15 protein-coding genes are annotated in these 21660 nt (G+C 70.2%); 8 read left to right on the top strand and 7 right to left on the bottom strand.

From position 1 onward, the window contains the following. Positions 1-329 precede the first annotated feature (329 nt). The 4 genes from FBZ88_RS02630 to ptsP form a co-directional block, all read right to left on the bottom strand. The gene (locus tag FBZ88_RS02630; protein WP_246138463.1) at positions 330-1592 is read right to left on the bottom strand and encodes a carbohydrate porin; all 1263 of its coding nucleotides are present in this window, start codon (positions 1590-1592) and stop codon (positions 330-332) included. 131 nt (positions 1593-1723) lie between these two features. Further along, complete coding sequence (locus tag FBZ88_RS02625; protein WP_145615265.1) at positions 1724-3505, bottom strand: fructose-specific PTS transporter subunit EIIC; 1782 nt, start codon at positions 3503-3505, stop codon at positions 1724-1726. A 41-nt stretch (positions 3506-3546) separates the two neighbouring features. Next, on the bottom strand, positions 3547-4527 hold the full coding sequence (pfkB, locus tag FBZ88_RS02620; RefSeq protein WP_145615264.1) for a 1-phosphofructokinase: 981 nt from the start codon (positions 4525-4527) through the stop codon (positions 3547-3549). After that, entirely contained in the window at positions 4524-7055 is a 2532-nt protein-coding gene (gene ptsP / locus FBZ88_RS02615) for a phosphoenolpyruvate--protein phosphotransferase (protein WP_145615263.1), read from the bottom strand. The genes pfkB and ptsP overlap by 4 nt, the downstream gene beginning before the upstream one ends. A gap of 163 nt (positions 7056-7218) precedes the next feature. Between ptsP and FBZ88_RS02610 the strand changes: the two genes are divergently transcribed. Next, entirely contained in the window at positions 7219-8211 is a 993-nt protein-coding gene (locus FBZ88_RS02610; protein WP_145615262.1) for a LacI family DNA-binding transcriptional regulator, read from the top strand. Between the two features lie 221 nt (positions 8212-8432). On the opposite strand, the gene FBZ88_RS02605 is transcribed toward FBZ88_RS02610, so the two are convergent. Both FBZ88_RS02605 and FBZ88_RS02600 read right to left on the bottom strand, forming a co-directional pair. Next, entirely contained in the window at positions 8433-9032 is a 600-nt protein-coding gene (locus FBZ88_RS02605) for a cytochrome b/b6 domain-containing protein (RefSeq protein WP_246138462.1), read from the bottom strand. Then, positions 9032-9340: a PepSY domain-containing protein gene (locus tag FBZ88_RS02600; RefSeq protein WP_186464161.1), complete on the bottom strand. Its 309-nt coding sequence runs from the start codon at positions 9338-9340 to the stop codon at positions 9032-9034. Before FBZ88_RS02600 ends, FBZ88_RS02605 begins: the two co-directional genes overlap by 1 nt. A 116-nt stretch (positions 9341-9456) precedes the next feature. Here FBZ88_RS02600 and FBZ88_RS02595 point away from each other — a divergent pair, with 116 nt between their 5' ends. The 7 genes from FBZ88_RS02595 (at position 9457) to FBZ88_RS02565 (ending at position 18817) form a co-directional block, all read left to right on the top strand. Further along, entirely contained in the window at positions 9457-9777 is a 321-nt protein-coding gene (locus FBZ88_RS02595) for a PepSY domain-containing protein (RefSeq protein ID WP_145615260.1), read from the top strand. Continuing rightward, on the top strand, positions 9774-10436 hold the full coding sequence (locus tag FBZ88_RS02590) for a response regulator (protein WP_145615259.1): 663 nt from the start codon (positions 9774-9776) through the stop codon (positions 10434-10436). The genes FBZ88_RS02595 and FBZ88_RS02590 overlap by 4 nt, the downstream gene beginning before the upstream one ends. Continuing rightward, positions 10433-11791 carry a sensor histidine kinase gene (locus tag FBZ88_RS02585; RefSeq protein ID WP_145615258.1) on the top strand — a complete coding sequence of 453 codons (1359 nt, stop codon included), beginning with the start codon at positions 10433-10435 and terminating at the stop codon, positions 11789-11791. Before FBZ88_RS02590 ends, FBZ88_RS02585 begins: the two co-directional genes overlap by 4 nt. A gap of 128 nt (positions 11792-11919) precedes the next feature. Continuing rightward, positions 11920-12861 (top strand): glutaminase, encoded by a 942-nt coding sequence (locus FBZ88_RS02580; RefSeq protein ID WP_246138461.1) that lies wholly within the window; start codon positions 11920-11922, stop codon positions 12859-12861. Positions 12862-13119: 258 nt separating this feature from the next. Continuing rightward, complete coding sequence (locus FBZ88_RS02575) at positions 13120-14388, top strand: NHLP bacteriocin system secretion protein (protein ID WP_145615256.1); 1269 nt, start codon at positions 13120-13122, stop codon at positions 14386-14388. A 38-nt stretch (positions 14389-14426) separates the two neighbouring features. Further along, the gene (locus FBZ88_RS02570; protein WP_145615255.1) at positions 14427-16589 is read left to right on the top strand and encodes an NHLP family bacteriocin export ABC transporter peptidase/permease/ATPase subunit; all 2163 of its coding nucleotides are present in this window, start codon (positions 14427-14429) and stop codon (positions 16587-16589) included. A 2-nt stretch (positions 16590-16591) separates the two neighbouring features. Further along, positions 16592-18817 (top strand): NHLP bacteriocin export ABC transporter permease/ATPase subunit, encoded by a 2226-nt coding sequence (locus FBZ88_RS02565; RefSeq protein ID WP_145615254.1) that lies wholly within the window; start codon positions 16592-16594, stop codon positions 18815-18817. Here FBZ88_RS02565 and FBZ88_RS02560 read toward each other — a convergent pair. Next, on the bottom strand, positions 18796-21651 hold the full coding sequence (locus FBZ88_RS02560; RefSeq protein ID WP_186464160.1) for a type 2 lanthipeptide synthetase LanM family protein: 2856 nt from the start codon (positions 21649-21651) through the stop codon (positions 18796-18798). The two genes, FBZ88_RS02565 and FBZ88_RS02560, sit on opposite strands and share 22 nt — an antisense overlap. Positions 21652-21660: the final 9 nt, after the last annotated feature.

Genomic DNA, 21660 nt, shown 5'->3' with positions numbered 1-21660 from the left:
GACAGTGCGCCGGGGGATCGATCCCCCGGCGCACTGTCGGCTCTGTGCGAGCGCCTCAATGCGACGCCTCGCCGATGCCTTAACTACCGAACGCCAGCGGAGGTCTTCCACGCCAAGCTCGCGGAACTTGGGGCGGTTGGTTAGGATGAAAAAGCCAAGTCGCACTTCGACTTGAGCCCACCCCCGGAAGGACAAACCTTGAGTGGAGAGCATCTGTTCGCATCGCCTTATTCCCATTGGAAAAGCGATCTCAAGGAGACTCCCGGATTTCATCATTTTTGAGTCAGAGCCAAAACCGCATGCCGATACAGCATGTCCGTATCGGGGCGCTAGCGTCCCCGGAGGAGCGCCGCGAGGTCCAGGTCGAACCGTAAGCCGACGACGAAAGCGTCCGGGGCATCGCGCAGGCGGGCGGGGTCGCTGAACTGGTCTGGATGGATGACGTATTGCAGGTTGGGCTGGATGCGAACGGCGCGGGCCAGTTGCACGCCGTAGCTCAGCTCCATCATGATCTGGTCATCCGCCGGCGTGCCGCGGCCGCCAGCCGCCGCGCGGGCCAAGCTTAGCGCCTCCAGGGCGTCGTGGCTGTACTTCTGCTGGTTCACGACGAAGCCGATGGTATCGTCGTCGCGCCCGGCGAAGGTGCCGCGTTGGACCAAGCCCAATTCCAGGAAATGGTCCTCGATCAGCTGGCCGCTCACGCCCGTCATCGCCACGCCGAACAAGGTCAAGCCCCGCTGCGACGTGTCGTCGGGGCGCAGCACCATCTGTTCGAAACGGAAGAACACGCCCGATCGGCCGTTCAGGGTGGCGTTGGGCTGGCCGCTGACCACGGCGGCGCGTCCGCTCGCGTCGCGGAGCGGGTCGGTATAATCGGCGCCATCGTACCAGCCGCCGACCTCGTATTTGCGGGGCAGGCGGTCGTTGTCAAACGTCGTCTGATATCCCAGCGCCATCGGCGCGATGGCGCCCGTAGCGGTGGCTGTGCCCCAATCAAAGCCATGCTCGGTGCTGGACTGGTGGCTGGGATTCACTTCGTAGGCGCCGACATGCAGATAGACCGTCGGCGTCAGCCAGGCGGTGGCGTGGGCACCCCAGCTGGATACCGGCCACCAAGTGAAGCTGCTGGTTTTGAAGACGAAGGTGGGGTTGCCGCAGGCGGAGTTGATCTGGAAATTGGCGCAGAGCGCTGACCCGAGGAAACTTATGTTAGCCACCGTGCGCCCACCCTCCACCACCAGGCGGCCGTCCAGCAGGGACTGTTCCACCGTGAAGCGGGCCAGGCGCGTGTTCTGCGCGCCATAAATCTCCTGCAGCGAAGTGGTGCTGCCCAGATACTGGGTCGCCAGGTTGCTGCCGTGGCGGTTCACCGCGGCGACATGCAGGGTCCCTCCGCTCCAGTCCAGGGCATTGGTCAGGTTCACGTCCGCGCCCAGTAGAATTTGGCCGGCATAGGCAGCCCCTTGGCGCATGCCGCCGCTGGGATTGGCCGCCGCCTCGCCCGTGTAGCTGGCCAGCCAGTCGACGGTCTCGCCCGTGCCTGGTTCGGCGGCCAGGGCGGCACCGGACAGCATTATGGCCAGGGCGGCCACTGGAAACGTTTCCACAACGGGGCGCAAAAATGGATTGGGCACCGAAGGTGCAACGTGACGCATATCATCCCTCCCTGGGTTCTTCTGGGTACGGCCTTGTGGCGACCATGTTGATTGGGTGGTTCGGGTCTTCAGACCGGACGCTTCAGGACGCGCAGGGCGACGGCCGTGACCCCGGCGCCGATGGCCAGCGCCGCGACATAGCCGCCGACATGACTGACGGCGTTGGGGATGGGCAGCACGAACACGCCACCGTGGGGCACCCGCAGTTCCGCGCCGATGGCCATGGAAATGGCGCCCGCCACGGCGGATCCCGCCACCAGGGCCGGGATGACCCGCAGCGGATCGCGGGCGGCGAAGGGGATGGCCCCCTCGGTCACAAAGGCCAGGCCCAGCACCGCCGCCGCGCCGCGCGTCTCCCGCTCCTCCGCCGTGAAGCGGCTGGCGAACACCTGGGCGGCCAAGGCCAGGCCCAAGGGCGGGGTCATGCCGGCGACCATGGCCGCCGCCATCGGGGTGTAGACCTGGCTGGCGATCAGGCCCGTGGAAAAGGCGTAGGCCGCCTTATTGATGGGGCCGCCCATGTCGAAGGCCATCATGCCGCCGATCAGCACGCCCAGCAGGATGGCGCTGCTGCCCTGCATGCCCTTCAGCCAGGTGGTCAGGGCGGCCAGCGCGCCGGCCGTCGGCCCGCCCACGACGTAGATCATCAGCAGGCCCGTCAGCAAGGTGCCCAGCAAGGGCAGGATCAGCACCGGTTTCAGGCCCTCCAGGGTCCGGGGCAAGCGGATATGGCGGTTCAGGAAGGCGGTGCCGTAGCCGGCGATGAACCCGGCCAGGATGCCCCCCAGAAAGCCCGCCTGAAGATTGGCCGCCACCATGCCGCCGATCATGCCGGGCGCGATGCCCGGCCGGTCGGCGATGGAATGGGCGATGTAGCCCGCCAGCACGGGCACGATCAGCACGAACGCCCCTTTGGCCCCAACCTGGAACAGGGCGTAGGCCAGCGTGCCCTTGTGGGCGTCGTCATAGGCGTAGATGCCGCCCAGCGCGAAGGCCAGCGCGATCAAAAGGCCCCCCGCCACCACGAACGGCAGCATGAAGGAAACGCCGGTCATGAGATGCTTATAGGGGCCCGTCCGCCCACCGCGCCCGGCCTTCGCCCCGGCGACGGCTTGCGGCGAAGGGCCTTCGGCGCGCCCCTCGTCCGGCCCGCCGTCCTCCGCCTCGGCCAGGGGCGTCGCTTCCGCCAGGGCCCGCTGGATAAGGCCGGCGCCATCGGAGATCGCGGGTTTGGTCGCCGACTGGAACACCCGCTTGCCGGCGAAGCGGCCCAGATCCACTTGGCGGTCCGCGGCGATGATGACGATATCGGCGGCGGCGATCTCGTCATCCGTCAGGCCGTCGCGGGCCCCGACCGATCCTTGCGTCTCCACGCGGATGATGTGCCCCAGTGTCTTGGCGCCATGCTGCAGGCCCTCGGCCGCCATGAAGGTGTGGGCGATGCCCGTCGGGCAGGAGGTGATGGCCACGATGTGTCGTGGACCTTCGGCTATCGACGGGGTAGCGGCCTGGGCCCGCTTGACCCGATGCGGCTTGGCCGATTCCGGTTCAGCCAGGACCAGCGCGTCCAAGACTGCGGCGGGGTCGGCCAGGACGGCCTCGATGCTGGTGCTGTGGTGGGGCAGTGCCCCAAAGCGATCAGCGTCCAGGATGCCCGATCCCACCAGCAGGACGGCGTGCGCGTCCTGAATCTGCGCCGGTTCCAAGGCGCCAAGGACGCCCTGCCCGGTACGCACCTCCACGGCGATGGTATGGCCCCTGTTGCTGGCGGCCTTGCGCAGGGCCTCCGCCGCCAGCAGGGCGTGAATGGTCATTTCGCCGGCGCCGATTACAGCCAACAGTGTGGACATGGTTCCTCCCCGGGCCGGGTCTTCGGCCCGCCCTTCATCCTTCAGTGCGGCGCATACGTCGCGGTGGTTGATGCCCAATCATCGGCCGGTGTCATCGTGACCTGGTCGGCCAGGGCCTGGACGATCTCCACCCCGGGGAGGTTGGGGCCGGCGCGGCCCAACTTGGCCACGGCGAACCCGGTCGCCAGGCGGGCGATCGCCTCCAATCCCAAGCCGGCATGCAGCCCGGCCGCCAGCCCGGCCACCATCGCGTCGCCAGCGCCCACGGTGCTGCTGCCCCGCACCTCGGGGGCTTGGGCGTGCAGGGCGGTGTCGCCGTCCACGAACAGGGCGCCGCCGGTGCCCAAGGACACGACCACCAGGGGGATGCCATGCCCTTGCAGGTGCCGCGCCGCTGCCAGCAAGTCAGGCGGAGCCAAGGGCCGGCCGGCCCAGCCCTCCAACTCATGTCGGTTGGGCTTCACGCAATGGGGCAAGACGTCGGCGGCCAAGGCCCGCGCCAGCGGCTCCCCGCTGCTGTCCAGCACAACCCGGGCGCCGGTAGGGGCCAGGCCGGCCACCATCTGGGCATAGGTGTCAGGGGGCAGTCCGTCAGGCAGGCTGCCGGCCAGCACCACCGAGGTGCCGGGGCCGACGGATTCCTCGAGATAGGTCTGGATCCGCTCCACCGTTTCCGGGGCTGCCGCCAAGCCTGGCAGGTTGATGTCCGTGGTGCGGCCGTCGTGGCGATCCAGCAGCTTGATGTTGGTGCGGGTTTCGCCGGGAACGCGCAGGAAGCGGTCGAGGATGCCCTTGGCGGCGAACAGCGCCTCGAACGGGGCGGTGTTGTCGATGCCCAGCAGCCCGGTCGCGGCCACATGCAGGCCCCAGTCGGCCAGGCAGGAGGCCACGTTCACGCCCTTGCCACCGGCATTGTGGCGCACGGCCGCGGCCCGGTGCACATGGCCTGGCCGCAAGTCGTCGAGGGTGACGGTCTCGTCGATCGCCGGGTTCAGGGTGACGGTGTGCAGATCAATGCTCATGCCATGCCTCCTTCCAGCGCCCGCACGTCCTCGGCGGCCTCGCAAGCCAAGGCCTGGGCCGCCAGCGCGCGCAACGCCGTCAACTCGCTGTCGCGCAGGCGCGCCTTCACCGACGGCACCTCACGCGGGGTCATCGACAGCTCATGCACGCCCAGGCCGGTCAGCAAGGCGGCGCCGAAGGGGTCTCCGGCGATGCCGCCGCAGACGCCAACCCAGCGGTCATGCTTGGCCGCCCCCGCCACGGTGGCCTGAATCAGACGCAGCACGGCGGGATGCAGGCTATCCGCCTGGGCGGCCAACTGTGGATTCTGGCGATCAATGGCCAGGGTGTACTGGGTCAGGTCGTTGGTGCCGATGGAGAAGAAGTCGGCATGGCGGGCTATGCTTTCGGCCTGCAGCGCTGCGGCGGGGACCTCGATCATGATGCCCAGCGGCACCGCCGGCGCCTCGACCTCGGCCCGGATGCGCTCGCTGACCGTGCGCAGGGCGATGATCTCGGCCGCCGTGGTGATCATGGGGAACATGATGGACAGGCTGGCGCCCGCGCGCGCCGCGCGGTACAGGGCGCGCAGCTGCGGCTCCAGCAGATCGGGCCGGCGCAGCAGCAGCCGGGCCCCGCGCACCCCCAGGAAGGGGTTTTCCTCATGCGGCAGGTTAAGATGGGCCACCTGCTTGTCGCCGCCGATATCCAGGGCGCGGACGATCAGCGGCCGGTTGCCCAGAGCCACCGCCATGGCGCGATAGATGTCGAACTGTTCGTCCTCGCTGGGGCTTTCGCCCCTTTCCAGAAACAGGAACTCGGTGCGCATCAAGCCGACGCCCTCCGCACCCTGCGACAGGGCGAAGGCCGCCTGGTCGGGCAGGTTGATGTTCGCCCCGATGGACACGGTGTGGCCGTCACGGGTGCGCGCGGGCAGGGCGCGGGCCTCCGCTTCACGGGCGCGGGCCTCCGCCTTGACCGCCAGCCATTGCCGCGCGGATGCCAGGTCGGCGTCGCTCGGCTCCAAGTACAGTTGTCCCGACTGGCCATCCAGGATGGCGTTGGTGCCATCCGCCAGTTCCAGCAGGGCGGCACCGCCCCCCACCAGGGCCGGCAAACCCAGTGTGCGGGCCAGGATGGCGGTGTGTGAGGTGGGGCCGCCCGAAGCCGTGGCCAAGCCCACCACACGGGCCGGGTCCAGGCCGGCGGTGTCCGAGGGGGATAGGTCCGGCGCCACCAGGATGCAGGGTGTGTCGGGCAGGTCGAGCAGCGAGTTGGCGCGCAAGGAGGGGTCGATATGCCCCAGGACACGGCGGCCCACGTCGCGCAGATCGGCGGCGCGGGCGGCCAGGACGGGATTGCCCAGCGCCGCCAACCGGCTGGCCATGCGATCCACCGTCTGATTCCAGGCCCAGGCCACGCCATGACCGTCCACCATCAACTGGCAGGCCAGGGTGATCAGGTCGGTGTCATTCAACAACTCCGCCTGGGCTTTGAAAATGCCGGCGTCGGCTGCACCCAGCCGGCGGGCGGTGTCATCGGCCAGCGCCTTGAGTTGTTGGCGCGTGCGGCTCAACGCCTCCTGCAACAGGCTGCCCCCCTCCGCCAGGGCGGCGGGATTGTCCGGCACCACCGGGTCCGCCGCCTTCAGCACATGCAGCGGGCCAATGGCCAGTCCTGGCGCCGCCGGCACGCCGCCGATGGCGGTCAGCGGCGCCGGGGGCGTCCAGCCGGTGCGGGGCGTCTGGCGCGCGCGGCTGGCCGCCAGGGCCGCGTCCATCTTTTCCTGGGCGCTCAGGCCGGTCATGGCTTGCCGCATGGCCGCCAGCGCCCCTGCGGCATCACCGCCGGCGGCGGACACCACCACCGTGTCACCGGCGCACAGGCCCAGTTGCAGGAGGGCGATCAGGTTCTTGGCGTCCGCCGCTTGGTCGCCATGGCGGACCCGGATCTGGGCGGCGAAGCGGCGGGCGGTGTCCACCCAGTGGGCCGCCGGCCGGGCGTGCAGGCCGCTGGGATAATCCACCGTCCAGTCGAAACCGGGCGCGAGATCACCCACCGGCGCACCGGCCGCGTTTTCGTCCGTGCGCCCGACCAGGGCCGTGTCGCGGCCCAGGGCGGCCGCGATCTCGCCGGCATCGGTCGTCACCAACAGACGCTCCAACCGGTCGCTGTCCTGGATCAGGCGGGTCAAGCGGCGCAGGATGGTGATGTGCGCGTCGGACTGGGCGGCAATGGCGACCACGAGGCGCGCGCGTTGGCCGGCGTTCCACTCCACGCCATCAGGGATCTGCAGGATGGCCAGGCCGTTGCGGCGGACCAGGTGGCGATCCTCCCCCAGGCCGTGGGGAATGGCGACACCTTGGCCCAGGTAGGTGTTGGCCACCTCTTCCCGGCGGACCATGCTTTGTTCATAGGCGGGATCGACGCACCCGGCGGCGACCAGCAGCTGTGCCGCCTCGCCAATGGCGTCACGCTTTCCAGCCGGACGCGCGCCGATGCGGATCAGCTCGCGGGGCAGCAGGTCGCTCTCAACGGCGAAAGGCATTCTCGGAACCTCCCGAATTCATTCTTGTGCTTAGTGGTAACGTTTCCACAAAAATTGTCAAAGGGAATCCCTAGGGTCTATCTGGGCATATGCGCCGTATTCCCTTTGAACGCGCGGCGGAAGGCTTTAGACTGAGGCAAAATAACTGGAAACGATTGCGAAGATGACGGTCAACATCAAGGACGTCGCCCGGGTTGCCGGTGTATCGGTTTCCACCGTGTCCCGCGCCTTGGGGGAGGGGCCGGTCAGCGCCGAGGTGCGGGAACAGGTGCAGGCGGCGGTACGCGCCACCGGTTACAAGCCCAACCTGTCGGCGCGGCGGCTGCGCTCGCAACGCACCCAGACCATTGGCCTGATCGTCGCCGACATCCGCAACCCCTTCTTCACCGCCGTCGGCCGGGCGGTGGAGGACGCGGCCTACCGCGCCGGCATGCGGGTTATCCTGTGCAACACCGATGAGGACCCCGCGCGCGAGGCGCTTTACCTGACCCTGATGCAGGAAGAACGGGTGACGGGGCTGATTTTCGCCCCGACCCGCGCCACGCTTGATCGGTTACAGGCCGATGCCCTGGATTTTCCCATGGTGCTGATCGACCGCGCCGGTCCGGGCGGGCAATTTGACACCGTGTTGCTGGACAATCGCGAGGCCAGCGCCACCCTGGTCGATCACCTGGTGTCCCGGGGGTACACCCGCATCGGCGGCCTGTTCGGTGCCACCAGCACCACCGGCGTCGAACGGCGCGACGGCTATCTGGCAGCCATGGCGGCCCGGGGCTTGGCGGGGGAGGCGCGCTTCGCACCGCCGTCGGCGGAGGCCGCCGAGAACGCCGCCGCCGCCTGGCTGCGCCAACCTGATCGGCCTCAGGCCCTGCTGGTCAGCAATGGGCTGTTCCTCACCGGCGTGGTGAAGGCGGCCCGCACCCTGGGGCTGCGCATCCCCCACGACATCGCCGTCGCGGGCTTCGACAACGAACCTTGGACGGAACTGGTTGAACCGGGCCTGACCGTCATTGAGCAGCCGGTCGAAACCATAGGCCGCGAGGCTATGGCCCTGTTGTTCCAGCGCCTGAAGACCCCGGACGCTCCGACGCGCAAAGTGGTGCTGTCCGGCCGTTGCGTTGCCCGGGGCTCGACGGCCGCCCTGCCGCGCACGTGATGGAGGCCGCAGGCCCGCACCTGGTCGCGCGCCTGCGCCCAATCACATATAAACCATTCCCTATACGACGCAGCGGCGCCGAGCCTGCCTCCTGAAGTATAAAATCGGCGTGATCACATGGCCCTGCGGATTTTAGAATAATAAGGCAGTTGATGTGCTGATCGGCCTCCAAATCCCATCTGGTTCACCTAAGGCAGGGGCTTCACGCCGGCCGTGGCGCCTCAGGCCCGCTTGCGCCCGGTGACCATGGCGCGGACCAGATTTTCCCGGTGCAGTCTGCTGGACAGGACCACGCCGCCGATGTGCAGGGCCACCAGGATGAGGGTCACCGTGGCCGCCGCGCCGTGGATGTCCTCCATCGCGTCCTCTCCCAGAACGCCGCCACCCGTATCCAGAACGATGCCGGTGGCCACGGTCAGGAGCAGGCTGGCCAGAAGAGCCACGATCATGGCGCCGCCCGCCGGGTTGTGGCCCACATACCGGCCCGCCCGCCCCTTCACCAGGGCTCCCATGTAGGAGAGGAGGCCCCTTGGGCCGGGCACGAACTCGGCGAACCGGGCATGTGGGGTGCCGACGAGGCCCCACAGGGACCGCACCCCAACCGCCACCAGGATCACGAAGCCGGCGGCCTCATGCACCGGCATGATCTCCTCGGCCGACAGCCAGGCGATGGCGGAGGAGGCGGCGATGGTCCAATGCAGAATGCGGATGGCCGGATCCCACACTCTCACCGTGCCGGTGGGAACCGCGGCGTCGGGGGAAACGGCGCCCTTGGGTACGCTGTGGGTAGAGGCGCCATCGGAGGAGATGGGCATGGTCATCAGTCCTCATCCTTTTCCGTTTTCAGGATATCGCCCGTGCGGGCATCGACGGCCAGTTCGACGCGCTTGCCCTGCGGGTCGCGGGCCTCGACCTTGTAATTCTTGTCGCGGTGCCGCTTGATTTCGGTGATATCGGAATAGCCCTGGGCGGCCAGGCGCTCAACCAGCTGCGGGACGGTCAGGGTGCTTGCGTTCGCCGCTTTCCCCGGCTGAGCCTGACCGGGTGGCGCGGTCTCGACGGCCAGCGCGTAGCCGCCGATGGCCAGCGAACCCGCCAACAGCGCCGCCGCGGCGATTTTGCCATACATCATGGTGTCCTCCGTATTGGGATTGGATGGTGGCATCATCCTGGCGGGGTTCCGTTGAACGCAGGCTGAACGGCGCGTTCAGCCTGCGTTCAGGAAAGGAACGGTCAACTGTGCCGATGAGATGGATCGTTGCCCTTCTGCTGCCCCTGCTGGCCGTGCCCGCCGCCCTGGCGGACGCGGACCAGGACCAGGACCGCGCCCGCGCCGCCGTGGAACAGGGGCGCGCGCTGCCCCTGCGCACCATCCTGGACCGCGCGGCGGCCCGCTTCCCCGGCCAGCTTCTGGAAGCGGAATTGGAGGAGGAGCACGGCCGATTGGTCTACGAGATCAAACTGCTGATGGACGGCGGGCGTGTCGTGAAGCTGCATTACGACGCCCGAACGGGCGACCTCCTCGCGGTCAAGGAACGGGGGGCGGAGAAGGACCGCAGGCCATGAGGATACTGCTTGCCGAGGATGATCCGGCGCTGCGCCGTCAGCTTGCAGAGGCGCTGACAGATGCCGGCTACGCCGTTGACATGGCAGCTGACGGCGAAGAGACCGCCTTCCTCGGGGAGAGCGAGCCCTATGACGCCGTGGTGCTGGATCTGGGATTGCCGGTGCGCGACGGCCTGTCCGTCCTGCGCGCATGGCGGGTGGCGGGCATCACAGTGCCGGTGCTGATCCTCACGGCCCGTGGAACCTGGCAGGAGAAGGTGGCGGGCATCGACGCCGGTGCCGACGACTACCTGGCCAAGCCGTTCCGGATGGAAGAACTGCTGGCCCGTGTGCGCGCCCTGATCCGCCGGGCCGGCGGGCTGGCGGCGGCGGAACTGCGCTGCGGCCCCGTGGCGCTGGACACTCGCACCGGCCGGGTGACGGTGGACGGCCGGTCCATCGCACTGACGGCACATGAGTTCAAGGTGCTGTCTTATCTCATGCACCACCCTGGCAAGGTCGTGTCCCGCACCGAATTGACCGAGCATGTCTACGCGCAGGATTTCGATCGCGACAGCAACACCATCGAGGTGTTCGTCGGCCGGCTGCGTCGCAAGCTGGGCGGCGACCTCATCCGGACGGAACGGGGCCTGGGGTACCGCCTGGAGGCGGCGCGGTGATACCTTCTTCGCTGACAACCTCCTCGCTGACCCGGCGTCTTTTCCTGCTGTCGGTCCTCTGGATCGCTCCGGCGCTGATCATCACCGGCATCATCCTGACCGACCTGTTCCGCACCCATGCCGAGGCCGAGTTGAGCCGGCGCATGGCCCAGCACCTGGATGAGTTGGCGGCAGTGCTGGAAGTGACGCCGGACGGCGCGGTGGCGCTGGCCCGGGACCTGAGCGACCCCCGTTTCCGCCGCCCGCTGTCAGGGTTGTATTGGCGGGTGGATGGCCCTGGGGACCGGGTGCTGCGGTCGCGGTCGCTCTGGGACCAGGCCTTGGACCTGCCGGCGGACACCCCCAAGGATGGTGAGGTCCATCGCCACACGCTGACGGGACCGAACCGAGCCCCGCTGGTGGCTTGGGAGCGCAGCTTGCGCCTGCCGGGAGCGGCAACACCGGTGCGTGCGGCCGTGATCGTCGACGCCAGCGACGTGCAGGCCGCGACGGCCGGCTTTTCCCGAGCGTTGGGCCTGTCGCTGGCGGTGCTGGCCGCCGGTCTGCTGGCGGCGGTGGCGGTCCAGGTGCGCCTGGGGCTGGGCCCGCTGCGGCGGATGCGGGCGGCCCTGGCCGATCTGCGCGCCGGGCGGTCGAACCGTCTGGAGGGCGCCTTCCCTGGCGAGGTCCAGCCCGTGGTGGACGACCTCAATCTGCTGATGGAGGAGAACCGGACGATGGTGGAGCGGGCGCGGGCGCAGGCGGCTGATCTGGCGCATGCGCTGAAAACCCCACTGGCCGTCATCGCCAACGCCGCCGCCGCGCCGGGCGGCATGGACCCGGCGGTGGTGGCGGCCGAGGCGGATCGCATGCGGGGTCAGATCGAACGGCACCTGGCCCGGGCGCGGGCCGCGCCGGCGCTGCTTCATTCCTCAGGCGGAACGGTTGTCCTGCCGGTGCTGCGGCAGATCGCCCGCACTGTGGCTCACCTGCATACCGAGCGCGGGGTCGATATCCAGGTTGATGGCGACGCGCTAGCCCGGGTTCGAGCCGACCCGGTGGACCTGCAGGAAATGGCCGGCAACCTCATCGACAACGCCGCCAAATGGTGTACAGCGGTGGTCCGGGTGACGGCCGTGGCGGCCGGCGGCGGGATTGTCATCACCGTCCAGGATGATGGACCCGGCATTCCGGCGGACAGGCGGTCGGACGTTCTGGCCCGGGGTGCCCGCCTGGATGAGGCGGTGCCGGGTAGCGGCCTGGGGCTGACGATAACGGAGGAGTTGGCGCGCCTTCATGGCGGAAGCCTCAGCCTGGACACCTCGCCGACCGGTGGGCTCAGCGTCTCGCTCCATCTGCCACAGGCGGCCCGCTAATCCCCAAATGGCCCGGTTGACCCCAAGGGACCGGCCCGGTGCGGCGTGACGCTGTGGGACGCGACTGCTACCCTGCCCAACCGCCGGGGCATCGGCCCCTTTCCCGCCCGTCTGATATGGCAGCGCCCGTGACTCTCCAAGGTATCATCCAGGACATCGTCGACGAGATGCGGGCCGCGCCTGATCGTGGCAAGGTCGCGACCTACATCCCCAGCCTGGCCAAGGTCGACCCCGCCAGGTTCGGCATGGCGGTCTATACCGTCGATGGGGAATGCCATGCCGGCGGGGATGATGAGATTGGCTTTTCCATCCAGTCGATATCCAAGGTCTTTTCCCTGACGCTGGCCCTGGGCAAGGCGGGAGACCAGCTGTGGGAGCGGGTGGGGCGCGAGCCCTCCGGCACGGCGTTCAATTCCATCGTCCAGCTTGAGGCGGAGCGGGGCATTCCGCGGAACCCCTTCATCAATGCCGGCGCCATCGTCGTGACGGATGTGAATCTGGCGGGGCATCCGCCCCGTGAGGCCATCGGCGAACTGGTCCAGTTCGTCCGCTATCTGGCGGAGGATGAATCCATCGCCATCAATGAGGAGGTCGCCCGGTCGGAGGAGCGTACGGGCGAACGCAACCGGGCCCTGGCCCATTTCATGAAATCCTATGGCGTGCTGCGGCATGCGCCCGACCTGGTGTTGGGCACCTATTTTCATGCCTGCGCCATCGAGATGACCTGCCGCCAGCTTGCCGCCGCCGGACGCTACCTGATGCTGGATGGCCGCCATCCCGGGGGCGGACGCACCATTTCATCCATACGGGCCCGCCGCATCCTGTCCCTGATGCTGACCTGTGGCCACTATGACGCCAGCGGCGACATCGCGTTCCGCGTCGGGATCCCGGCCAAGTCCGGCGTCGGCGGCGGCATATTGGCCATCGTTCCCGGCCGGGCCTCCATCGCCGTCTGGTCCCCCGGCCTGAACGCCAACGGCAACTCCCAGCTGGGCAGCCTCGCCCTGGAGCGCCTGGCCGAGGCCACGGGGTGGAGCCTGTTTAACCCAGGGCGCCTGTCAGATCGATGATGCGGCGTAGTGCCGGCCTGGATGGAAGCGCCGCGACCGCACCGGGGTTGGGCGTGGCCATCCCACCGCTTGGCTCCGTCCTCGGTCTCTAGCCCGCTCCGCTCCCCCGGGGACCTGCGGCGAACGCAATCGACTCTTGCGAAGGCAGTCGCCGGTCTCATGCCGTTGGCATTACTTTCCATCCTCCTCGCGCACCTTGCCTTTTCGGATGAACTTCCGCACCAATGACGTTTGTTTCCCGTCATAGCGGTCGCCTTTATGAGTTCTTCCGCCCCCGCCTTCCGGCCTGCGAACCCGGACCAGCTCGACCGCATGGTGCGGGTGTCGTTCCCGCTGGGCTGGCTGGTGTTCGGCATCTTCCTGGCGGCCGTGCTGGGCGGACTGGCCTGGTCCCTGGTCGCCACCGCGCCGGTCAAGGTGGCGGGCAACGGCGTGCTGCAGGGCAGCGGCGGCGTGGCCCTGGTGACGGCGCCCAGCAGTGCTGCCATCACGGCGCTAAAGGCCAGTGTCGGCGGCGCCGTTCATGGGGGGGAGATCGTCGCCGTGCTGGCGGACCCGGTACTGGACGCCCGGCTGGAGACGGTCCAGGCCCGCCTGGCCCGGCTGGAGGCGGAGGAGGGGCGGCTGAAGGACTTCCAGGCCCGCGCTCGGGCGGCCCGCACCCGCGATGACGAGCAGCGGCGCCAGGGGTGGGAGCAGGCCTTGCAGCAGGCCCGCCAGCGGGAGGCGGCGCTGGGCCAGGTGTTGGCCAGCCAGCATGAGCTGATGGGCCGCGGCTATGCCACGCGTGAGCGCATCCTGATGACGGAGAACGACCGCGCCCAGGCCCAGCGCGACATCACCGCCGCCCTGAACGCGCTGAACACTCTGGGCGTGGAGGCGGACGAGCGCGCCATCGAGGACGAGCGCGAGCTGCTGGAGCTGGAGAGCAAGATCGGCCAAAGTCGGCAGGATCTGGCCGAGGCTTTGGCCGAACGCGCGGCGCGGACCGAGGTTCGCGCGCCCATCACCGGCCGGGTGATCGAGCTGTCGGCCGCCACCGGCGACCGGGTGGCCGCGGGTTCGGCCCTGATGCGCCTGGTACCGGAAGGTCGGGTGGTGGCGGGCGACGGGCTGGTGGGTATCCTCTACGTCGCCCCAGCCGATGGTAAGAAGATACGCCCCGGCATGGCGGTGCAGATCATTCCTTCCACCGTGAAGGTGGAGCGTGACGGCTTCATCCATGGCGAGGTCATCCGCGTGTCCGAGACGGCGGCGACGCGGGAGGCGGTGCAGCAGACGCTGAAGAACGACGCCTTCGTCACCAGTCTGATGGCCAACGGTCCGCCGTTCGAGGTGCGGGTGGCCCTGCGGCGCGATCCGGCGACCGTCAGCGGTTTCGCCTGGTCATCATCCCGGGGCGCCGCGCGGCCGGTGGAAAGCGGTACCGTCATCAAGGGCGGGGTGGTGGTGGAGCGCACGCGCATCATCGCCCTGGCCTTCCCCGCCATCGAACCGGTGCTGGACGCCCTGGGGCTTGAGCCGTGACGGCAGCGGCGGCGGTGTCCGGCGCGGTCCGGAAGGCGATGGCGGCACGTCCACGCCCCGTTCCCACCGTTTTCCAGATGGAGGCGGCGGAGTGCGGCGCCGCCTGCCTTGCCATGGTGCTGGCCCACCACGGCAAATGGGCGCCCCTGCCGGAGTTGCGCGAGGCCTGCGGCGTTTCCCGCGACGGCAGCCGCGCCTCCAACATCGTGCGGGCGGCCCGGGCCTATGGGCTGGAGGCCAAGGGCTTCCGCTGTGAGCCGCACCATTTGGCCGACATCGCCATGCCCTGCATCGTCTTCGTCGACCTCAGCCATTATGTGGTGCTGGAGGGCATGACGGGCGGCAGGGTGCAGCTGAACGACCCCGCTGCCGGCCGCCGCGTCCTGACAGCGGCGGAGTTCGATGCGCTGTTTTCCGGCATCGTGCTGACCTTCCAGACGGGGGCGGATTTCCGCCGGTCCGGCACCGCGCCCAGCACCTGGCGCGACATCGCGGCCCTTGTGGCGGGAACACATGGGCCCCTGGCGCTGGCGATGCTGGCGGGCGTCGCCCTGATCCTGCCTGGGCTGGTGGTGCCGGCGGCGACGCAGGTCTTCGTCGACTATTATCTTGTGCAGGGCCAGGCGGACTGGGGCGTGCCCCTGTTGGGGGTGTTGCTGGCCACGGCGGTGGTGCAGTGGGGACTGACGGGCCTGCAGAACAGCCTGCTGGTGCGCCTGCACACCCGCATCGCCATCCTGGCGGCCGGCCGCGTGGTCTGGCGTATGCTGCGCCTGCCCGTGCGCTTCTTCGGCCAGCGCCACGCCGGCGCCCTGGCTGGCCGCGTGGACTTGGCCCGTCCCCTGGGCCTGCAGGCGGCGGAACAGCCGGTGAAGGCGGCGCTGGCCCTGGCGTCCAGCGTCTTCTTCACCCTGGCCATGCTGCTCTACAGCCCCATCCTGACCCTGGTCACCCTGCTGGCCGCCGCCATTCCCATCGCCGCCCTGGCGCTGACGCAACGCCGGCTGGAGGAGCGGGTCCGCAAGGCCGGCATGGCGGCCATCAAGGTACATGGCCGGGCCATCCAGGGCATCGGCATGGTGGAAACCCTGAAGGCCAGCGGTACCGACGACGTGTTCTTCGGCCAGTGGGCCGGCCTGCTGGCCGCCCTGGTGCGCGACCGTCAAGCGGCCGGCCGTATCGAGGCGCTGCTGGGCGCCGTGCCCGACGGTGTCATGCTGCTGAACCGGGGCCTGGTGCTGGCCCTGTCCGCCGGCTTCGTCATCGCGGGCAGCATGACGGTGGGCGAACTGGCCGCCTTCCAAACCCTGATTACCGCCTTCGCCGCTACCTTGTCCACCCTGATGCGTCAGATCACCAGCCTGAAGCAGGTGCGCAGCCCGCTGGATCAACTGGCCGACGTCGCCACCACGCCCCTGGCCTGGGAATTCGCGGGCGACCGGCCGGACGCGCCGGCGGCACCCGCCATCCGCGGTGGCGCCAAGCTGAGCGGCGCCCTGGCCGTCCGCGACCTCACCTTCGGCTACACCTCTCAAGGGGCGATGGTGGTCAACGGCGTGGATCTGGACATCGCTCCCGGCGCCCGGGTGGCCCTGGTCGGGGCGTCGGGCAGCGGCAAGTCCGCCGTCGGCCGCCTGGTGGCCGGCCTGTTCGACCCGCTGGGCGGCACCATCCTGTTGGACGGCCATCCCCTGCGCGTCGTGCCGCGCGACCGGCTGCGCGCGTTGCTGGCCATGGTAGACCAGGATATTCTGCTGTTCGAGGGCACGGTGCGCGACAACCTGACCCTGTGGGACGAGGCCGTGCCCGAAGCCCGGATCATCCGCGCGGCCAAGGACGCCATGATCCACGACGACATCGTCGCCCGCGTCGGCGGCTACGGTGGCCGGGTGGAGGAGGCCGGCCGCAACTGGAGCGGCGGCCAGCGCCAGCGGCTGGAGATCGCCCGCGCCCTGGTGATGGAGCCCAGCTTGCTGATCCTGGACGAGGCCACCAGCGCCCTGGATCCGACGGTAGAACAGGCGTTGATGGACAATGTCCGCCGTCGCGGCTGCGCCTGCCTGATCATTGCCCACCGCCTCAGCGCCATTCGCGACTGTGACGAGATCATCGTCCTGAAGGACGGCCGGGTGCTGGAACGCGGCGGCCATGAGGCGCTGATGACGGCGGGCGGCGCCTATCGCCAGTTGGTGGAGTCGTGAGCATGGACGACACCGACCGGCTGGAGGGGGAGGAGCGGGCGGCCCGCGATCGCCATGCCGGCCTGCTGGCCCTGCAGGCGCTGAGCGGGGTATTGGGGGGCGGGGTATTGGGACCGGACCGCGGCGCCACTCACGCGTCCCTCTTGGCCCCCCTGTCGGAACAGCCCCTGGTGTTGGCCTTCGCGCATCTGGGCGCGCTGCTGGGCTTTGAGGTGCGCCTGCCGCCCCGCCAGCAGGAGGGGGCGCCGATGCCGGCGCTGGAGGCGCTGGCCCGGGCCAGCCGCGTGCGCCTTCGGGGCGTCCAACTGGATCCCGGCTGGTGGCGGCAGGACAGCGGCGCCTTCCTGCTGCTACGGCCGGCGCCGCTGTCGCCCCTGGCGCTCAGCCCCGGCGGGCGGGGCCGCTACACCGTTTATGACCCCGACACACGCGTGGCGCGGCCGCTGCCGGCGGCCGAGGCGGTGCTGCTGGCCGGCCAGGCCTACGCCCTGTACCCGCCGCTGCCGGACCAGGCACTGACGCCGGGCAGCTTGGCCAAGGGGTTGCTGCGCGCCCGGATGGGCGACATCGCCACCCTGGCCGGCGGCACCCTGCTGGCCGGCGTGTTCACCATGGGTGTGCCGCTGGCCATGGGCTACCTGTTGGAAGGCGCCATCCCCGACAGCAATCTGGGCCGGGTGGTGCAGGTGGCCGTCGCCCTGGCCTTGCTGGCGGTCATGACCCTGCTGCTGCGCCTGGCCACCCAACTGACCATGCTGCGCATCGAGGGGCTGGAGGGCAGCCGGGTGCAGGCGGCGGTGATGGACCGCCTGCTGCGTCTGCCCACCGGCTTTTTCCGGGGCTACTCCACCGGTGACATGGCAACCCGGGTCATGGCTGTGGCCCGCCTGGAAAAGGCGCTGACCGCCTCCACCATCAATGCCGTGATGACGGGGATGGTGGCCTTGGTCTCCTACGCCGTCATGCTGGGCTATTCCTGGCGCCTGGGCCTGGTGGCTATCGCGCTGACCCTGATGTTGGCCGTCGTGACCGTGGTGCTGGGGCTGCTGCGCGTCCGGCACGAGGCGGCGGCCATCCGGGGCGATGCCCGCATGTCCGGCCTGACGCTGGAACTGGCCAGCGGCATCGCCAAACTGCGCCTGGCGGCGGCGGAGGACCGGGCCTTCCTGCGCTGGGCGCGCCTGTACGCCGAGGCCAGCCGCGCCCAGTTCGGCGCCGACCGGGCGGCCGGCCTGCTGGACACGGTGGGCGTGGGCTACCAGGCCTTCGCCACGGCGGCGCTGCTGGCGGTCTGCGTCATGGGCGGCTGGACCGACACCGTCGCCCTGGGCCTGCTGGCCGCCTTCGTCACCGCCTTCACCGCCGCCCTGGAAGGCCTGCGCGGCCTGGCGGCGGCTGCCGTGGAAATGGTGGGCCTGGCGCCCATCGTGCAGCACGCCCGCCCCATCCTCCAGGCCCTGCCGGAGGCGGCGGACAAGGCAGACCCGGGCGCGCTGACCGGCGCCATCGAGCTGTCGCGCGTCACCTTCCAGTATCAGCCGGACACTCCCCGCATCCTGGACGCCTTGTCGGTCAGCGTCCGGCCTGGGGAGTTCGTGGCCTTCGTCGGCCCGTCCGGTACGGGCAAGTCGACGCTGTTCCGCCTGCTGCTGGGTTTCGAGCGGCCGGACGCCGGCCTGGTGCTCTATGATGGCGTCGACCTGGCGGGTCTGGATTTGCGGGCCGTGCGCCGACAGTGCGGCGTGGTCCTGCAGCACGGCCGCCTGATGCCCGGCACCTTGATGGACAATGTGCTGGGTGCCGCCACCCATCTGGGGCAGGAGGCCGCCTGGGACGCGCTGGCCCAGGTGGCACTGGCCGACGACGTGCGGCGCATGCCGATGGGCCTTCACACCCTGATCACCGACGGCGGCGCCGGCCTGTCGGGCGGGCAGGTCCAGCGCCTGCTGCTGGCCCGTGCCCTGGTGGCCCGGCCACGCATCATGATGCTGGATGAGGCGACCAGCGCGCTGGACAACCAGACCCAGGCGGCAGTGACCGCCAGCCTGGACAAGATCGCCGGCACCCGCCTGGTCATCGCCCACCGCCTCAGCACGGTGCGGCGGGCCGACCGCATCATCGTGCTGAACCAGGGCCGGGTGGAGGAAGAGGGCGCCTTCGATACCCTCATGGCCCGCGACGGCTTCTTCGCCGCCTTCGCCCGGCGTCAACTGACGCGAGACACCTGACGGGGCAGCAGCACGTCGCAGGCGAAGTCCGGCGCCAGGCGTCGGACCAGCAGGTGTCCCAGGCCGGCATGGCCCCGGAACAGGGCGGCATCGTCGGGTGCGCCCGCCACGTCCGCCACCATCAGTCGGCCCCGTCCGGCCGCCCAGTCGGCCAGCCGGGTGTTCAGGGCGGTGTCGATTTCATCCTCCACGCCCGGCAACCGGGTGGTCAGCGTGGCCAGGATCTCCAGCCGTCCGGCCTCGCCACAGCACAGGTCGTCCACCTGGTCCAGGGGGGACGCTCGCAAGGTTGCCAGTGCGGTGTGCAGGTCGGCGGCCAGCCGGCCGTCCTTGTCCCCCAGCATATCCATCAAGAGCGTGCGGGCCAGGGCGATGCCGGGCGCGCCATGGCACCATGTGGACGAGCCCTGCTGGCGGCCTGTCTGCCAATCGCCGGCGGCCGGATTGAACAGCGCGTTCTCGTAGGCCACGGCCTCCCATGCCGCGGCGTGGCACCGGGCATCGCCGGTGGCCGCATGGATGTGGGCCAAGGCGGTGGCGATGCCGGCGGCGCCGTGGGACAGGCCGGCCAATCCCGACCGCCGCCGGCCGGGCCAGTGCCGGCCACCCACGCCATCGGTTTGGGAGGCGGCCAGCAGTGCCGTTCCGCAGGCGGCCATGGCCTGGGCAACGACCGGCCCGGGATCCAGGACGGCCAAACCCCAGGCCAGGCCGGCGGCGCCGTCCATCACATCGGACGCATCGCCCACCGGGCCATTCTCGATCGCCAGCGCCAGGGGCGTCTCGACCGCCAGCGCCAAGGCGTCATGGGCCAGGGCCGGGTCGGCCAGCAGACGGGCGCACCAGGCCAAGCCGGCGATCATCCCCCCCAGGCCGCGCCCATAGCCGGGCCCGAAGCGGCGGGCCAGGCGCGGTGCCTCCCCCCGATGGATGGCGGCCCGTAAGGGCTGCTGCGCCTGCCGCGCTAGGTCCAGCAGGCGCTCGTCGTCCAAGGCGCGCCCGGCCTCCGCCAGGAAGACGGCGATGCCACCGGCGCCGTAGCATAGGCCGGGCCCCGCCGGGGCGGTCAGGGCCGGCATCTGCTCCCACAGCCGCACCCAGCGCAGCGCTCCCGGTTCCTGAGCCACGGCCAGATCGGCCACCCGGTCGGCCAGCGCGCGCAGGGTGGTGCGGAAGTCGGGGCCTGGGACGGCTTCCGCTACGACGCCCACGTTCTGAGGAAGCAGGGTGGGGGGACGCAGGGCGGGGGGACGCAGGGCGGCGCGCAGCAGGGCCGTTGTTCGGTTGATCGCCGCGTCATCCAGTGCGGCGAGCGCCGCCGTCACTTGGTCGTACGGGGGGATGGCGAATACCGGGCCCAGGGGGCTGGCGGCCGTGCCTGCGGCTTCAACGCTCCAGGCCTCGCGGCCATCGGGACGGAAGGTGAAGGCCGGGATGTCCAGACGGTCCAGGGCCCGCGCTTCCGCCGCCAGCGCCCGCCGCCAGGCGGCCGGATCGCCCAGCAGTGGCGCGCGGCCGGCGGCCCGCGCCACCTGGCGCGTGAAGGCGGCCTCATCCTTGGCCCCCTCGCCGATCAGCGCGGGTGCCAGGACCAGCCCATAGAGGTTGGTGGCGGCCAGCAGCAGGCGGCAGCGGACATTACGGAACCGGGCCAGCGAACCCTCCGGCGCCATCAGCGCCGTCTTGTGCGCCACCAGGGTGCGCAGGGTGGCCTGGAAGCCGTCCAGGACGGCCGTGCTGAAATTCCGTACGTCCAGGGGGACGCCGCCCAGACTGGGGCCGGGGGCGAAGCTGGGCACCGGCTGTTCGCCCAGGTGCAGCCAATCCGTGCCGGCGTGACGCACCACGGTTTGCGGCCGGGGCGCCAGGGGGCCGGAGCCAGCGGCGGCCAGGGGCGCAAGCGTCGCCCCTCCGTCGAAGGAGGTGTAGACCGGCAGGATGCCGTTGGCGAACAGGTGCGGGTCGTCCAGGGGATCGGCCACACCCAGATCCGCCGGGCCGGGCTGGAACAGGCATTCCAGGTCGACGATGACGGGAAAGAGGCCCGCCGGGATCAAGTTGTCGGGATGGATGTCGCTGCCGCGCAGCAGGAACATGAGGGCCAGAAGGCCGCCGCACCGTTCCATATAGGCGTGCGCCCCGGCCGCATCGGGCAGGGGGGCAGGGGCCACCCATTCCATCCACCCATGGTCGCTGCCGTCCATCACCCACGGGACGCGGTGGGCCGGGGCGGTGCCGGCGGCGTTCAGCCGGTCCAGCAGGTGCCCGAACGCCGCCTCCGCCGCCAGGGCGCGGGGCTTATAGGCGATGCGTGTGCCGTCGGCCAAGGTGACGCGGATCACCGTGCAGCCGCCGCCATGGGGGTCGGACAGGCCGGGGGTGAGGTCGGCGACCGCCGGCACGGTGCCCCGCCACGCGGGATGCCGGACGGCCAGGGCGGCGGCGTCCTGGTGGAAATGGCGGGCGAAGGCCGTGATGGCGTCCACCCAATCGGTGCACATCCGGTCCAGGCGGCGGCGCAGTATGGGCCAGTCGGCCAGCAGCGTATCGACGTGCGGTCCCCGGGCGGCCGTGGCGAAGGCGCGATAGCGGTCGCGGTGCACCCAGGCCGGTGGCTCATCATAAAGGCGGGCGATGGCAGGCACTGCTTCCGCCGCCTGGAACGCCGCCGTCAGGGCCGGGCCGGCAATCTCGCCCAGGCGGGCCGCCAGCGCCCGTGTCGCGCCCCGCCTGGCCGGCAGCGGCAACACGATGCCGCCGGCCAGGGACCGGTCAAGACGCTCCGCCGCCCGGTTGACCAGCGGCGCCAGGATGTCCAGGAACGGGGTGTCCACAGGCGACGC

Origin of the sequence: Nitrospirillum bahiense, from assembly GCF_007828025.1 — a bacterium.
GTDB classification, from domain to species: Bacteria; Pseudomonadota; Alphaproteobacteria; order Azospirillales; family Azospirillaceae; genus Nitrospirillum; species Nitrospirillum amazonense.
Note: the sequence above shows the minus strand (reverse complement) of the source record. Positions and strands in the feature narration are given on the sequence as shown.